The sequence below is a fragment of the Halomonas sp. H2 genome (assembly GCF_050215315.1).
GTDB lineage: Bacteria > Pseudomonadota > Gammaproteobacteria > Pseudomonadales > Halomonadaceae > Vreelandella.
Genome location: NZ_CP189760.1, coordinates 3,096,073 through 3,111,016, shown reverse-complemented (window position 1 = coordinate 3,111,016; position 14,944 = coordinate 3,096,073). Strand labels below are relative to the sequence as shown.

Annotated in this window: 13 protein-coding genes; 7 read left to right on the top strand and 6 right to left on the bottom strand. The window is 57.2% G+C overall.

Features of this window, described 5'->3' with window-relative positions:
• The first annotated feature begins 169 nt into the window (after positions 1-169).
• On the top strand, positions 170-1,273 hold the full coding sequence (locus ACQE2I_RS14460; protein WP_427028751.1) for an ABC transporter ATP-binding protein: 1,104 nt from the start codon (positions 170-172) through the stop codon (positions 1,271-1,273).
• Between the two features lie 29 nt (positions 1,274-1,302).
• Here the strand turns inward: ACQE2I_RS14460 and ACQE2I_RS14455 are convergent, their stop codons facing one another.
• The 4 genes from ACQE2I_RS14455 to dctP all read right to left on the bottom strand — a co-directional run bounded on the left by ACQE2I_RS14455 (position 1,303) and on the right by dctP (position 6,171).
• Positions 1,303-2,988 carry an ABC transporter permease gene (locus ACQE2I_RS14455; RefSeq protein WP_427028750.1) on the bottom strand — a complete coding sequence of 562 codons (1,686 nt, stop codon included), beginning with the start codon at positions 2,986-2,988 and terminating at the stop codon, positions 1,303-1,305.
• Positions 2,989-3,170: 182 nt separating this feature from the next.
• Complete coding sequence (locus tag ACQE2I_RS14450) at positions 3,171-4,505, bottom strand: TRAP transporter large permease (protein ID WP_427028749.1); 1,335 nt, start codon at positions 4,503-4,505, stop codon at positions 3,171-3,173.
• Positions 4,502-5,005, bottom strand: coding sequence for a TRAP transporter small permease subunit (locus ACQE2I_RS14445; RefSeq protein ID WP_427028748.1), 504 nt, complete (start codon positions 5,003-5,005; stop codon positions 4,502-4,504). Before ACQE2I_RS14445 ends, ACQE2I_RS14450 begins: the two co-directional genes overlap by 4 nt.
• Positions 5,006-5,067: 62 nt before the next feature.
• The gene (gene dctP / locus ACQE2I_RS14440) at positions 5,068-6,171 is read right to left on the bottom strand and encodes a TRAP transporter substrate-binding protein DctP (RefSeq protein WP_427028747.1); all 1,104 of its coding nucleotides are present in this window, start codon (positions 6,169-6,171) and stop codon (positions 5,068-5,070) included.
• Positions 6,172-6,566: 395 nt separating this feature from the next.
• Between dctP and ACQE2I_RS14435 the strand changes: the two genes are divergently transcribed.
• Positions 6,567-8,705, top strand: coding sequence for a tRNA(Met) cytidine acetyltransferase TmcA (locus tag ACQE2I_RS14435; protein WP_427028746.1), 2,139 nt, complete (start codon positions 6,567-6,569; stop codon positions 8,703-8,705).
• Between the two features lie 27 nt (positions 8,706-8,732).
• On the top strand, positions 8,733-10,205 hold the full coding sequence (locus ACQE2I_RS14430; protein ID WP_427028745.1) for an aminoacyl-histidine dipeptidase: 1,473 nt from the start codon (positions 8,733-8,735) through the stop codon (positions 10,203-10,205).
• A 78-nt stretch (positions 10,206-10,283) separates the two neighbouring features.
• Here the strand turns inward: ACQE2I_RS14430 and ACQE2I_RS14425 are convergent, their stop codons facing one another.
• Positions 10,284-10,760 (bottom strand): Dps family protein, encoded by a 477-nt coding sequence (locus tag ACQE2I_RS14425; RefSeq protein ID WP_427028744.1) that lies wholly within the window; start codon positions 10,758-10,760, stop codon positions 10,284-10,286.
• A 173-nt stretch (positions 10,761-10,933) separates the two neighbouring features.
• Positions 10,934-12,067 (bottom strand): glycerate kinase, encoded by a 1,134-nt coding sequence (locus ACQE2I_RS14420; protein WP_427028743.1) that lies wholly within the window; start codon positions 12,065-12,067, stop codon positions 10,934-10,936.
• Between the two features lie 162 nt (positions 12,068-12,229).
• Here ACQE2I_RS14420 and ACQE2I_RS14415 point away from each other — a divergent pair, with 162 nt between their 5' ends.
• The 4 genes from ACQE2I_RS14415 (at position 12,230) to ACQE2I_RS14400 (ending at position 14,938) form a co-directional block, all read left to right on the top strand.
• Positions 12,230-12,808 carry a hypothetical protein gene (locus tag ACQE2I_RS14415; protein WP_427028742.1) on the top strand — a complete coding sequence of 193 codons (579 nt, stop codon included), beginning with the start codon at positions 12,230-12,232 and terminating at the stop codon, positions 12,806-12,808.
• Positions 12,805-13,164, top strand: coding sequence for a hypothetical protein (locus ACQE2I_RS14410; RefSeq protein WP_427028741.1), 360 nt, complete (start codon positions 12,805-12,807; stop codon positions 13,162-13,164). Before ACQE2I_RS14415 ends, ACQE2I_RS14410 begins: the two co-directional genes overlap by 4 nt.
• Positions 13,161-13,820, top strand: a complete 660-nt coding sequence (locus tag ACQE2I_RS14405; RefSeq protein ID WP_427028740.1) for a DUF1007 family protein — start codon at positions 13,161-13,163, stop codon at positions 13,818-13,820. Before ACQE2I_RS14410 ends, ACQE2I_RS14405 begins: the two co-directional genes overlap by 4 nt.
• A gap of 77 nt (positions 13,821-13,897) precedes the next feature.
• Positions 13,898-14,938 carry a nickel/cobalt transporter gene (locus ACQE2I_RS14400; protein ID WP_427028739.1) on the top strand — a complete coding sequence of 347 codons (1,041 nt, stop codon included), beginning with the start codon at positions 13,898-13,900 and terminating at the stop codon, positions 14,936-14,938.
• The last annotated feature ends 6 nt before the right edge of the window (positions 14,939-14,944 follow it).

Sequence of the window (14,944 nt, the reverse complement as noted above, 5' to 3'; positions counted from 1 at the left end):
TTGTTATTGAAGCGTTTCGTATGCCCGGCGTCAAGGCCTTGTGTCTCGATAAAAGGTGGTACGTGCATAACGGATCAATAAAAAATAGAATGCAAATAACTTTCAAATGTATTGAATCCGCGTTTAGGCGTTTACTGACGCGGTTTGTCCAGCTGCAAAGCGGTGATTTATGACAGCAAGCCTTAAAGTCGCTCAGGTAGCGTCGGGTTCGACGGCGCTTACCCTGCACAATGTACGCCACGCTTATGACGACCAATGGGTGGTCAAAGGGGTGGATTTAAGTGTTGCTCCTGGTGAGGTCGTTTGCCTGTTGGGCCCTTCAGGATGTGGCAAAACCACGCTATTGCGTATCGCCGCAGGGTTGGAAGTGTTGCAGGAGGGCAGCGTCTCTTTGGAGGATGCCTATATTGCCGCGCCTGGCCAACGCCATGTGCCGCCGGAAAAGCGCAATGTGGGACTGGCGTTTCAAGACTCGGCGCTTTTCCCTCACCTCACCGTTTTGGAGAATGTTACCTTTGGGCTTAAGCACTTAGCGTCAGGCCAGCGCCGTGAACGGGCTAAACAGCTGCTTGAGCAGCTGGGTATGGCCGGTTATATCGATGTTTACCCGCACATGCTGTCGGGAGGCCAGCAGCAGCGGGTAGCCCTGGCCAGAGCGCTGGCGCCATCGCCGCGCTTAATGCTCTTGGATGAGCCATTCTCAAGCCTTGATGCGCGGCTGCGTGATCGTATCCGCGACGATACACTGCACGTATTGAAGAAGGTTGGCGCGGCCACGTTGTTGGTCACTCATGACCCTGAAGAAGCCATGTTTATGGCCGATCGCATCGCGCTGATGCGGGACGGGCGGATCGTGCAGACAGGAACGCCGCGTGAGCTCTACTGCGCGCCACAAGACCCTTTCGTAGTGACCTTTTTTGGCGACGTTAACGAACTGCAGGGCAACGTCCATAATGGCGCGGTGAGCACGCCGGTCGGGCGAGTGCCCGCGCCGGGCCTGGCCGAAGGCAGCGATGCTCAGATAATGATTCGTCCAGAGGCGCTACGCATTGTAGTGCGTGATTTGCCAGCCGATGCCCACCGCCATAGCCATGTGGTGATGGCCAAGTTGCTAGGGCGCACCAGCCTTTTACACCTGTGTGCCCACGGTGAGAACGGCATTGAGGCGCACCTGCACGCTCGCATGCCGGGGGTGTTTTTACCCGCTGAGGGGCAGCCGGTGGATATTCACCTCGACCTTTCCCAGGTGTTTGTGTTTCCGCTTGAGGCGTAGTTGTAAGGGTTAGGTATTAGGGCTAGGTATTAGGGCTTGGCGCCGGGGCGCGAGCGGCGCATGGCCATACTCAGCAGAATAACCGGCAGAATGCCGACGACCACAATCGCCAGTGACGATGTAGAGGCCTCGGCCAACCGCTCATCTGAGGCGAGGTTATGTGCCCTGACCGCCAGCGTATCAAAGTTGAAGGGGCGCAGAATTATCGTCGCGGGCAGTTCCTTCATCACATCGACAAAGACTAAGATCCCTGCTGCCAGCAGGCTGCTGCGCATCATCGGCGTATGAATATGGCGCAGTGTGCCGCCAGCGGTTTGGCCCAACGTGCGTGAGGCGGCATCCATGCTCGGCGTCACTTTGCCTAGACTGGCCTCTACCGCATTGAACGAAACGGCCAAAAAGCGCACCACATAGGCGTATAGCAAAATAAACGCCGACCCGCTAAACACCAGCCCAATGATGTAGCCATAGTGATTGTGTAACCAGGTATTGAGCGCGTTATCTAGCCAGGTAAACGGAATTAAAATGCCCACCGCGACCACCGAACCCGGAATCGCATAGCCCATTGAGGCTACCCGTGAAGCCACCCGGGCAAACAGCGTATCGTGCATGCGTACGCCGTAACTCAGCACCACCGCCAAGCCCACGGCGATGAGTGCCGCCACGGTTGCCAGCCCAAGACTGTTCCAGGCGTAGCCGATAAAGCGCGAGCCCCAGAGTGAGTCGCCCCCGTGTAGTGCTAAATTGAGCAGAATGCCGCTGGGCAGTAAAAAGCCCACCAGCACCGGCAGCAGGCACGCGAGCATTGCTGCGGCAGCGCGCCAGCCGTGCAAAGCGTATTCCGGCAGCTGCTGATAGCGATTGGTGGTATGAAAATAGCGGCGCTTGCCCCGCGACCAGCGCTCCAGCAGCACTAACACAATCACGAAGGTGAGTAGGCAGGCCGCCAATTGCGCCGCCGCCACCTGCTCGCCCATGCCAAACCAGGTGCGGTAGATGCCGGTAGTAAAAGTATCAACGCCAAAGAACTGCACAGCGCCGAACTCGTTTAGCGTTTCCATGAGCACCAGCGAAACGCCACCCACCAACGCCGGGCGTGCCAGGGGTACGGCGACGCTGGCGAACAGCTTCCAGGGGCCGCGCCCGAGCGTACGCCCCACATCCAGCACGCACACCGACTGCTCAAGAAACGAGGCGCGGGCCAACAGGTAGACGTAAGGGTAAAGCACCAGGGTAATCACCGTTGCAGCACCGCCAAGGGAGCGCACATTGGGAAAGTAGTAGTCGCCATACTCCCAGCCAAAAGTGTCACGCAGCAGGCTCTGCAAAGGCCCGGCAAATTGCAGGAAGTCGGTATAGGCGTAGGCGATCACGTAGGTAGGGACCGCCAGGGGAAGCAACAGCGCCCACTCGAATAGCCGTTTACCGGGGAAACGGCACATCACCACCAGCCAGGCCGTGCCGGTGCCAATAATGAGCGTACCGATCCCTACGGTTACCACTAGCCAGAACGTGTTATTTAAGTAACGGCCAAGTACGGTGCTGGCCAAGTGTTGCCACACGCCATCGGTGGGCATCGCGATATGGGCAAATACCACCAGCACCGGCAGGGCAACTACGAACGCAACCGCGATAAGGGCAATCGACCAGGGGCTAGCACGATGACTAAACGAAGAGGTGAAGGCGAATAGCCCGCGATAGCCGGATCTGAACAAGCGAATACTCCTTGCAGCAGCGGAAATTAGCGCAGCAAATGCTTAATGCGAATCACTGACGGGCGTGAATAATAACATTGGCGCTGCGCTGCTGCAGCTTTGCAGGCCAATCGTTAGTGCAAAATAAAGCCCGCCGAGGCGGGCCATAATGGTTGGACGATACGCTTGGTGGTGGGAGAGGACTAGTAACCCAGTATCATGCTCGGCAGTCCGGTAATCAGCCAAGGGAAGAACGACATCAGCAAACATGCCAGCAGAATCAGTGCCACGAAGGGCACGACTGCCTTGTAGAGATGGACGATTTCGACGCCGGGCGGTGCGACGCCTTTTAAGTAGAACAGCGCGTAACCAAAGGGCGGGGTAAGGAACGACGTTTGCAGTACTACCGCTACCATCACCACGAACCACAGCATATCTACGCCCATGGTCTCAACAATCGGCAGCATGATCGGGAAGCTCAGCAGCACGATGCCGGTCCAGTCCAGGAACATACCCAGGATAAATACCAGGAACAGCATTAGGATCAGCGCCCCAACGGTACCGCCAGGCATGGCCAAGACCAGATCACTAATCACGGTCATACCGCCACCGCGTGAGAACACGCCGGTAAATGCCGTGGCACCCACCAGCACGAGCATTACCATCGTAGTGGTTTTGCCCGCTTCGATCATTGTCCAGAAGCAGGTGCTTATTTTGCGGTCGCCAAAGACCATAAACAGGATAAAAGCAATAAATACGCCGATGGCCGAGGCCTCGGTGGCCGTAGCGACGCCGGTAAATAGCGCACCCAGTACCCCAAGAATCAACGACATCGGCGGAACCACATACTTCGCCAACATAATCAGCAGCTGTTTCGTGCTGACTTCTGCACGCTCTTCTGCCGGTACCTTCGGGCCGTAGCTGGGTTTGATAAAGCAGATAATCAGTACGTAGAGGGCATACATAACGCCAAGCAGTAGGCCGGGAATTAATGCTCCTGCAAACAGTGCGCCTACGGAAACCGGTGAGTAGCTAGCCATCAGAATCAGCATAATGCTGGGTGGAATCAAAATGCCCAAACAGCCGCTCGCCATAATGACCCCGGCGCTAAGCTCCTTGTTGTAGCCATACTTGAGCATCGGTACCAGGGCAATCATGCCCATCACTGCAATCGAGGCGCCAACAATGCCGGTGGTGGCGGCTAGCAGTACCGAGACGATAACCACGGTAAGCGCCAAGCCGCCGCGCAGGTTCGCCAGTAGTAAGCGCATGGCGTCAAACATCTTCTCGGTCACGCCGGAGTCGTTTAAGAATCGCGCCATTAGGATAAACAGCGGTATCGCCACCAACACATAGTTGTCCATGGCGTTACCGAAAATATTGTTGATCAGGGTGCCGAGTATGCGCTCGCCGGGGCCAAGAAAGGCACCGATAACCGCTACACCACCTAGCACAAATGCCAGCGGGTGGCCCATAAACAGCCCCACCATCAGACCGCCAAACATCATCAGCGTGAGTAACTCAGGACTTAGGTTCATGCTGATGCCTCCTCGCGAAGCTGCATGATGGCACGCAGCACAATGGCTATGGCCTGCAGTAAGATCAGGATAGCGGCGACCACAATCACCCCTTTAATCGGGTAGACCGGGATCGAAATCATGCCATAGGTGGTTTCACCGCGACTCCACGCGCGTTCAAAGAAGCTCCAGCCCAGGGTAATCAGCATCCAGATAAAGGGGACAAAGAAAATCAGATAGCCGAGCACCTCCAGCACCGCTTGCTTCCTGCGCGATAGCAATCGTTTCAGTACGTCAACTTCCACATGAGCGTGGTGTTTGAGTCCATAGGCCGCCATCAGCATGAAGTGGGCGCCAAACAGCATTTTGGTGACGTCAAAGGCCCAGTCGCTGGGGCGCCCAAACAGAAAACGTGACGCAATATCGAAAAGCACAATCAGGGTAATGATGGCAATCAATGGAGCGATGATGCGCCCAAAGGCTTCATTGATGGCATCGATCGCCTTAGCAATCGCATTCATGGAAGGTCTCCGCGGTCAGCACAAAAAAACCGCCCCGGAAACCGAGGCGGCACAGAAGCGCCTTACAGGCAGGCTTCGATCTCTTCCAGTGAGGGCAGATTGTCTATCACGCGGCTCATATTGTAGGGTGCGGAAACATCGCGCCAAGCCGCATAGTGCTCAAGATAGGCAATCATCGATTGGTAGACCTTGGCGTGGTCAGAGTCTTCGCAAGCGCCGCGCAGAATAACCTCGTTGGTAACCTCCTGAATGCGTGCCAGATCCTCTTCAGAGAACTGGTTGATCGTTACCCCCGCGTCGATAAACTTCTGGGTGGCTTCGGTGGATTGGCGCTCAGACCAGGCCAATGACCATGCCATGGTGGCGTCTGCCGCGATGCGCAGGGTCTCTTGAGTCTCTTCTGAGAGCGCATCCCAGGCGTCTTTATTGATCATTACGCCAAATACGCTGGCCGACTGGTGCCAGCCGGGGGTTGCCCAGTAGTCAGCCACTTCGGCAAAACCGGCATTGAAGTCGACCCCAGGCGTAGAGAACTCACCAGCATCGATAACGCCGCGTTCAATGGCTTGGTAGACTTCACCGCCTGCCAGAGTGACCTGGGAACCGCCCAGCTCTTCAAGCACGCGGCCCTGGTCGCGGCCCGAAAGACGTAGACGCTTGCCTTCTAAATCGGCAATGCTCTCAATCGGGGTGCGGCCCATAAAGCCCGACTCATTATTGGTAATGCCGTAGGGGAGATAAACCATGTTGAACTGGCCATAAATCTCTTCGTATAGCTCGCGGCCGCCCCACTGCTGAATCCAGTTGAGGTAGTCAACGCCATTAAATAGGCTGGTGGTGGTGGCCAGTGGCGAAAAGGCGGGGTTCAAGCCGGCCCAATAGCCCGGCCAGTCGCCTGCGGCTTCAATGCTGCCGGTTTCGGTGGCATCGAATACTTCGGTACCGGGCATTAATGTGCCGCCTGCACGAAAATTGATTTGCAGCTCGTCGCCCGCCAGCTTATTGACCAATTCGGCCCAGTGCTGGTCAATTTTGATTAGATCAAGATTTTCCGGCCAAGTGGAGGTCATTGTCCACTCTTCTTGTGCTTGAGCAGTCGTGGTTAAGGCAGCAAAGGCAATACCCGCTGCGAGGCCGGAAAGAGCGAATTTAGTCATTTTTTTCATGATGTATTTCCTGGTTTGGCGTGTGGCGTTGTTAGTGTTGGTAACCTGAATGCAGGAAAGTGCAGAGCTATAAAGTTACGTTTACGTAAACAAAGGATTTTGAGCGCTGCAGAGCTAAACTAGCACAACAATCCCGCTGCGGTGCAATATCAGTAATATAAGAGAGTTCAGTGGTGGGTTTTAATGGGAAAGCTTTTATTTTTAATTAAAACAAAGTGTTATTGTTTGTCGGTAGGTTTATAAAGGGCCGTTGAGTAGTACCAAAACGTTGAAAGTAGTTAAATCATTCAACCAAAGTTGTAAGTAGAAAGCCTGGCTTAGAGCGCTCAGCGGCACTTCGGTACACTGAATAGGCTAACGTAATAGGAAGTAGCCGCACTGGAGTAGGAAACTATTTGCTCAATAACCACGTGTTAGATAACCAACAGCAAGCGCGGGTGGTGGCAGCGCTAGTGCATCACGCGCAACGTTTAGCCCGCCGCCGCCGCCGCTGGCGTCAGCTAGTGTGGCTAAGCGGCGATGCCCCGCAGTGCCGCTCAATGGCCCAGGCGCTATGGCAAGCCCTCCCCTGGCAGGCGCCGCTGTGGGTGGGAGACGAACACCTCTCGCCACGCAAGGCGCGCACGCGCCTGGGTGCAGAGCACCAGTTGGTAGTGCTCGACACTCACGACACTGGGTTTGATCCTGAGGCGTTGGGGGCGCTGGCGGGCACGATCACCGCCGGTGGTTTGCTGATATTACTCACCCCGCAACCGTGGGGAGAAGCACCCGACCCAGACTATGCGCGCTTTACCGACCATCCCTGGCACTGGCCAGATCTGAGCTGCCACTACCTTTCGCGCTTGGCGCGTCAGTTGCAGACATCAGCTCAGGTCGTACGTTGGCGCGCTGGCCAGCCACTGCACCTACCTAGACTGTCGTCACGAAAAGCAGATAACGCTGCCAGTGATGACCGAGAGTGCTTAACCGTCGACCAAGCGCTGGCGGTTAAGCAATTAGTGGGCTTAAAGCGCCGTCGCCCGCTGGTGATGACCGCTGACCGTGGGCGCGGGAAAAGTGCCGCGCTGGGTATCGCCTGCGCGCGGCTGCTAACGCATAAAACTAGCCGGGTGATACTCACTGCGCCGCGACTCAGTGCGGTAGACAGCGTCTTTGAGCGCGTTGCGGCACTTTGCCCGCAAGGTCGTCGGGTCGCCCCCGGCCACTTTGTGCTGGCCCAAGGCAGCGAACTGATTTTTTTACCGCCAGACGGTTTAACCGAGCAGATTAAAGCGCAGCAACAGGGTGGCGATGGCAGTTACCTAATGGTTGATGAGGCGGCGGCGATTCCCGCTGCCTTGCTAGCCCAGTGGCTGACCGCTTTCCCGCGGATTGCCTTTGCTACCACGGTACATGGCTATGAAGGCTCGGGACGTGGGTTTGCGTTGCGCTTTCGCGATAGCCTTGAACAGCTTACCCCGCAGTGGAAGGCCCTGGAGCTTAAAGCGCCTATCCGTTGGGGTAACAGTGACCCGCTGGAAGCCGTGGTGAATCAACTACTGCTGCTAAAAGCGCCGCTGCCAACCGCCCAGCAAGAGAGTAGCGAAGTGGCGACGAGGCTGATTGATCGCGCCTGGCTTGCCCACCACGATTGCACCCTGGAAAAGCTGTTTGGGCTACTGGTGCAGTCCCATTACCGCACGTCCCCTAACGACCTGCGTCAATTGCTCGATGGCCCCGGTACGGCACTGCGTATTATTGAACAGGCGAGCGAGCCTCAAGCCGTCTTGGTCACTCGTGAAGAGGGCGGCTTTGACCCTGCGCTTGCCGATCATGTTGCCCGCGGTGAGCGCCGCCCTCAAGGCCATTTGCTGGCCCAATCGCTGGCTACCCACGCTGGCTGCCGTGAGGCATTAACTGCCCGCTGGCGAAGGGTGGTGCGTATCGCTACCCACCCCGAGCGGCGTCGCCGGGGCTTAGCGAAAATGCTATTGCACGATGATATGGCTGCCGCCACGCAGCAGGGCGTTGCGCTGTATGGTGCGACCTTCGGTGCTGAAGCTGCACTGCTGCGATTTTGGTTGGCGCAAGGCTTCACGCCGGTGCGTTTAGGCGTCACTCGCGAGACGGCCACCGGCGAATTTGCCGTCATGGTGGCAAGAGCGCTGAATACGCAGGGCGAGAGGGTGCTGGCGGATCTAGACGAGCGCTTTCAGGCCGCGCTGCCCGGCCTGCTAGCATTCGAGCTGAAAACGTTGCCTGCCTCAGTGGTCGCGCTGCTTCTCTCGCAGTTGCCTAGCGCGCCGCTTAATGCCCGCGAATGGCAGGATATTGGCGACGTGGCCACTGCTCACCGCGATCCAGCCCTGGCGCGACCCGCCCTGCAGGCACTAGCACGGGAAGCCAGCCACCGTGACTTAACGGCTGCGCAGCCGTGGGCGCATCAGCAAGTGACCGCGTGGGCGTTTCAAAATCATCCGCTGGCGGGCGCCCATCAGCAATCAATTCAAGCCCTGCGCGACGCTGTCAAAACGCTCATTGAGCCGGTAAAGTAGGCCGGTTGCCGATAATGAAGAGTCACCATGAACGCACATCTTGAAGCGCTGGCGCCCAGCTTGGTTTGGCGCCACTTTCGCACCCTGTGTAATACGCCGCGCCCCTCTGGGCATGAAGCAGCACTGGTTGCCATTCTCGAATCCTGGGCCGATGGCCAAGGTATTACCCACGATCGCGACGCCTTTGGTAATTTACGCCTCCGTAAACCGGCATCCCCCGGCTGTGAAGAAGCACCCGGTGTGGTGCTCCAGGGTCACCTGGATATGGTTGCGCAAGCCAATAGCGGTCACGCCCATGATTTTACCCGCGACCCGATCAGCACCTATGTGGCCGACGGCTGGCTGCACGCCGACGGCACGACCCTAGGCGCCGATAACGGAATGGGCGTAGCGGCTATTCTCGCCGTGTTGGAAGACCCGGCGCTGCGCCACGGGCCGCTGGAGGCGCTGTTTACGCTGGAAGAAGAGACTTCCATGGGCGGTGCACTGAATTTGGCTGAAAACTGGCTAGAGGGGTCGCTGCTGCTCAACCTGGACAGCGAAGATCGTGGGCAGGTGTATATTGGCTGCGCGGGCGGAGCCGACGTTGAAGTGGATGCTCAACTGCCCAGCGCTGCTGCTGGCGACCATGAGCAGGTGATTGAAATTGCCCTGACCGGCCTGAAGGGCGGCCACTCTGGCATGGATATTCATCAGCCGCTGGGTAACGCCAACCGTTTGTTGGTCAGAGTATTGCGCTCCCTTGAGGCGTTTGATGCGCGCTTAATCAGCTACCACGGCGGCACTTTGCGTAATGCGATACCCCGCGAAGCGTTTGCCCAAGTGGCGCTGCCTGTCGATGAAGTAGACGCCGCGATGGTCGCGATTGCCGGGCTGGAAACCATTCTGCTAAGAGAATTAGGCAGTGGCGATAGTGGTCTTAACATCAGCGCTCAACGGCTAACGCAAGCGCCTATCGCCGAGCCACTCACCCTGGATGCCAGCGATATGCTGCTAGCGGCGCTGCATGCGGCCCCCTGCGGTGTTGAGCGGATGAGTGCCGACGTGCCCGGTGTGGTGGAAACCTCCAATAACCTGGGCGTATTAAGCCTGGAAAATGGGCGGCTGCATCTCTGTGCCCTGGTGCGTTCACTGCACGACAGTGCGGTGGTGGCAATGGCAGACCGCTTTAAGGCGCTGTTTGGGTTGATTGGCGCGCGGGTAAAAGTAGAGAACGGCTACCCTGGGTGGGCACCCAATCCTGACGGCGCTCTATTGGCGACGTTTAAAGCACGCCATGCGACGTTGCTGGGCCGTGAGCCGGAAGTTAAGGTCATCCATGCGGGGCTTGAGTGCGGCATTCTAGGCAGCAAGTACCCGCATTTGGATATGATTTCCTTTGGCCCGCTAATTCGCGGCGCTCACTCGCCGGATGAGCGGGTGGAACTGGCGTCGGTTGAGGAGTTCTGGGCGATGTTACGGGCGTTGATTGAGGATCTTGCAGCGCAAGCTAAATCCTAACGCGCGCTCAAAAAAAACGTGGCTGCAGGCATAAAAACGGCACCTAAACGGTGCCGTTTTTACATCCACGGATGGCGCTTATTTGCTTAAATAGGCGTTTAACATCCAGATGGTTTTTTCCTGCTCGCGGATGTAATCTCCGGCTTGGGCGGCGGTGCCTTCATCGTCGGCATCAGAGGCCAGCGACAGCAGTTCACGCTGCAGTTCAATGATCGTTTGGTACCCTTTGAGCACGCCTTTGACGCAGGTGTTGCCGTTATGTACGTCTTTATCTTCCTGGATACGTGACAGTTTTACGTAGTCGCTGTAAGCGTGTACCGGTTTGTGTCCCAGGGTCAGGATGCGTTCGGCCACTTCGTCCACTTTGGTCAGCAGATCGGTGTAAAACTCTTCGAACTTGGCGTGCAGTTCAAAAAAGTCACTGCCGCGAACGTTCCAGTGGTAGCCGCGTACATTCATATAGAAAATTTGGTAGTTGGCCAGCAGGTCGTTGAGCTTCTCGGCGAGTTGACTAGCGCTACCTTCGTGTAGGCCAATGCTGTTGGTGTCAGTCATATCCTGCTCCCTTTTGGTGCCGCAAAGAGCGGCGGTAGATACGTGTGTCAAGAATAGGGTGTGGGCGGCGCGATGCAAAACAAGTTTTTTGTATCGTCGCCATAGCGCTACGACATTAGCTTGCTGTCGTTACCCTTTGACTAATGTCTAGATGCTGGCGCTGGGCATGGTTTTCAAGGCCTCTGCGCCCATAGCCGCAGCAAGCTTTCGCAGCGCCCTTCTAATAGCTCTGCAGTGCGCGGCAGTGCATCCGTTAATGTCATAGGGCCATCGGCTAAGGCAAAGGCGGCCGTGACGCCTTCATCAAAGCAGGCCTGCCAGCCGTCGCCTAAGCTGCCTGCCAGCACAATCACCGGTTTATTGAGACGTTTGGCCGCGCGGGAAACGCCAATTGGGGTTTTGCCAGACAAACTTTGGCCATCCAGGCGGCCTTCGCCGGTGATCACCAGATCAGCGCGGGCCAGGAGCGTGGCCATATCCGCCTGCTGCATAATCATCTCAATGCCGGGCTTCAAGGTGGCCTTTAAAAAAGCCTTGGCGGCAAATCCCATACCGCCTGCTGCGCCTGCGCCCGGAAGATTTCGGTAATCATCGCCTAACGTCTGCGCGCTGATATCGGCAAAGCGGCCAAGCGCCCGGTCTAACTGTTCAACCTCTTCAGGTGAAGCGCCTTTTTGGGGGCCAAATACCGCGCTGGCGCCGCGCTCGCCCAACAGCGGATTATCCACATCAACGGCGGCTTCCAGCGTGAGCCTGGCCAACCGTGGGTCTAGCCTCTCTAGGTCTAGGCGAGCCAACTGGCTCAGCGCGGCGCCGCCGGGTGGCAGCGGCCGGTGGTGTTGGTCTAAACAGCGGGCACCCAACGCCTGCAGCATACCTGCGCCAGCGTCGTTTGTAGCGCTACCACCGAGCAGTAAAAGCGCTTTTTCAGCGCCTTGATCCAGCGCCGCTAGTAGCAGCTCGCCAACGCCATAGGTAGACGTATGCAGCGCATTGCGCTCATCGGCTGCCAAGTGTTGTAAGCCGCTGGCTTCTGCCAGCTCAATAAACGCGGTACGCTGGCTGCTAAGCCAGCCCCAGGCCGCTTGGCGAGGGCGCCCAAGGGCATCCTGCACGTTTAGTTGGCGGCGCTCGGCGCCGGTGGCGGCGATCAATGCGTCTAGACTGCCTTCACCGCCGTCAGCTAGCGGACAGCACTGTACTTGCGCAGCAGGCGTGGCGCGCTGCACGCCTCGCGCCATGGCGGTGGCGGCGTCTTGGGCACTCAGTGCATCTTTGAAGCTGTCAGGGCAAAGCAACACATTCATTGGCACGATCTCCGCAAATTATTATTAATAACGCTTTGTTAGCAAAACGTTCTTATCAAAGCACTGTCTTTAAGAGCACTGTCGTTAGATATGGCTATGATGGGTGAGCTTAGCGCGCAAGCCCACGGCAAACCAGCGGCCTCGTCCGTTAGAGGAACTAACATGAAGTCGATACCCATAAGCTTAACCTGCGTGCTAGCGCTCGCTGGCTGCCAAGTAGTTCCAGACCGCTTGCCGCAAGCGGACCCCGCGCCTGCGGCGTCGTGTTACTTTTCTATCGACACGCCCAGCAACGCGCTTGCCACTCAAAAAACGTCGCTTGAGACCAGCGTTGATGTGCTCACCGAGTGGGGGTTTACGCTTAATTCTACCGACACCGCCCTAGGCTTGATCAGCGCTAGCCGCGAGCGTGCTCTACACGGCTATTATGATCGGTACGATAATGCCTACGGCTATGGGCGAGACATGCGGGTCTTTGGTGGTTTGGGTATTGGCCGAGGCTCTGGCATAGGGTTCGGTATAGGGGGCGGTTTTGGCGGTGGCATTGGGCAGCAGCCGGTAGAGGTTGAGCGCGTATCGCTGTTGGTCAATGACACCAATATACGCATATCCCGGGATATTCGCCGCTTTGATCATGTTGGCGATCTACGCGAATCCTACAGTGCCAGCAATGACGATTTCTGCCGGCGCTTCCAGACCAGCTACGAACAAAGCATGCCCGCGACCGGGAGTCCGTTATGAAACTTCGTTTATGGCTGCTGCTGGGGCTGCTGGGCGGATTAGCCGGCTGTGCCACGACCAAGCCGCTAGAGCCACGCGAGCTTTTCTATACCACGCCCTCAGAAGAGACCTTTCGTGAAGCCGTCGAGTTAATGATTGAGCAGGGCTATGTGGTGCGCCATGCGGACCTGTCATTGGGGCGTGCCGAGGCATCGCTCGCCCGTTGGCCGGAGTATCGGCTGAGGTTGCAGGTCAGTGAGGAGGGCAGCGGAAGCCACGTTAGCGTCGCTGCGCTGAGTGGTAATCAGCCGTTGCCACCCTATCTATTAGATCCATGGCTGGTGGCCTTGCAGAGTAAGTTAGGGGTTGCACCATGAGGTTGGCGTGTACCGCAGTGGCCTGTGTGTTGGGTATCAGTAGTTTGCTGGCAAGCCATGACGCCCGCGCCCACCCCCACGGTTGGATTGACTTGAGTGTGCGGGTCATCACCGATGATGAGGGTGTGGTAAGCGGGTTACATCAAACGTGGCGGATGGATCCCTTTTACAGCCTGGTGGTTTTCGAAGAGCTTCAGCAGGTAGAAAACGCAAGCCTCGAAGAGGGCCTTGATCAACTTGGCACAGAGATTCGCGATAATCTCTCCGGAGAGCACTATTTGACCGAAGTGCGCATTAACGATGAGCTTCAGGCGCTAGGCGAGGTAAGTGAATACACCGCCATGGAGCGTGATGGGCGGCTTGTCTTTATGTTTATTCTGCCGCTTGAATCGCCGCAGCCGCTGGCTGATGCCACGCTCACCTATCAAGTGTTCGATCCCACTTATTACATTGAAGTGGTGCATGAAGAAGAGGGCGGCCAGCCTCGCGATGATGCACTGATACTTCAAGGTGAGCCTGCCTGTGAGCTTTCTGTTATTGCCGCTGACCCAGACCCTGAGCGGGTGATGCAAGCCGCGCTGCTTGATAAGGATGAAAGCGGCGAACCTGGTTTAGGGCGCTTTTTTGCGGAAACCGGTCAAGTTGGCTGTCGCTAAAAGGAGTTTGCTCACGACTTACGGTGTTATTTGATAAATATGTTATTTTGTAACGATTTCCGGTATGGAGCGGGATTATGCCTTTAACGCGGCCGTTTACACGTCATTTAGGGCTAATGCTGGGCCTGGTATTGCTGGTAGCGGCGGTGCTCATCGTCGTTTGGCAAGGTGGTTTTCAGGGCCTGAGTTATCAACTGCTCGGTTGGCAGCGTGATCTGCATCGCTCGTTAACGCTGGCGATTACCGAACTGTCACGCGTTCCCACACTGGCGACATGGGTCAGTCTGTTGAGCGTTAGCTTCGCTTATGGTGTCTTTCATGCCGCGGGGCCAGGGCACGGTAAGGCCGTGTTGGCGACCTATTTAGCCACCCATGGCGGTGCGGTGAAGCGTGCCATGGGGCTCTCGTTTGCCGCCTCATTGCTGCAGGGCGTGACCGCCATCGTGCTGGTCGTGGTGTTGGTTTACGGCTTAGGTTGGATAACGCGTCAAGCAATGGGCAGCGTAGTCTGGGTAGAGCAGGCGAGTTTTCTTTTAGTAGCCGCGCTAGGGGCGTGGCTATGTTGGCGCGCCGTCAAGCAGCTACGCCGGGCTTATGAGCCCACTAGCAATGAACACCGCCTTGGTCATGAACACGAGCATAGCCATGGGCACACTCACCATCATGAACACAGCCATGACCATAGCCATTGCTGCGGCGGAGCCCACCATATTGAGCCGCAGCAGGCGCTGGACTGGCGTACGGCCATCATGACGGTCGGTGCTATTGGTATGCGCCCCTGCAGTGGGGCGGTATTAATGCTGGGGGCGGCCAGCTTGCTGGGTCAGTTTGAGGTGGGCGTGGCATCGGTAGTGGCCATGTCGATCGGCACTGGGATAACCGTATCAGCGCTTGCCCTGGCGAGTATTTTTGCCCGTGGCTGGGCGCAGCGGCGCTTATCCAAGCAGCAGTACAGCCAGCGCAGCGTACAAAAAGCCACCGGCTGGGTGGCCTTGGCCGGCGGTGCGCTGATAGTAGTACTAGGGATTTCGCTTAGCGTTGCAGGCGTCGCACAGCCTGCCAGTGGGCCGCTCCTCAATGAGCCGCCTGCTCGTCAAGGCCACCCATTAACGGGGTAAAAGTAG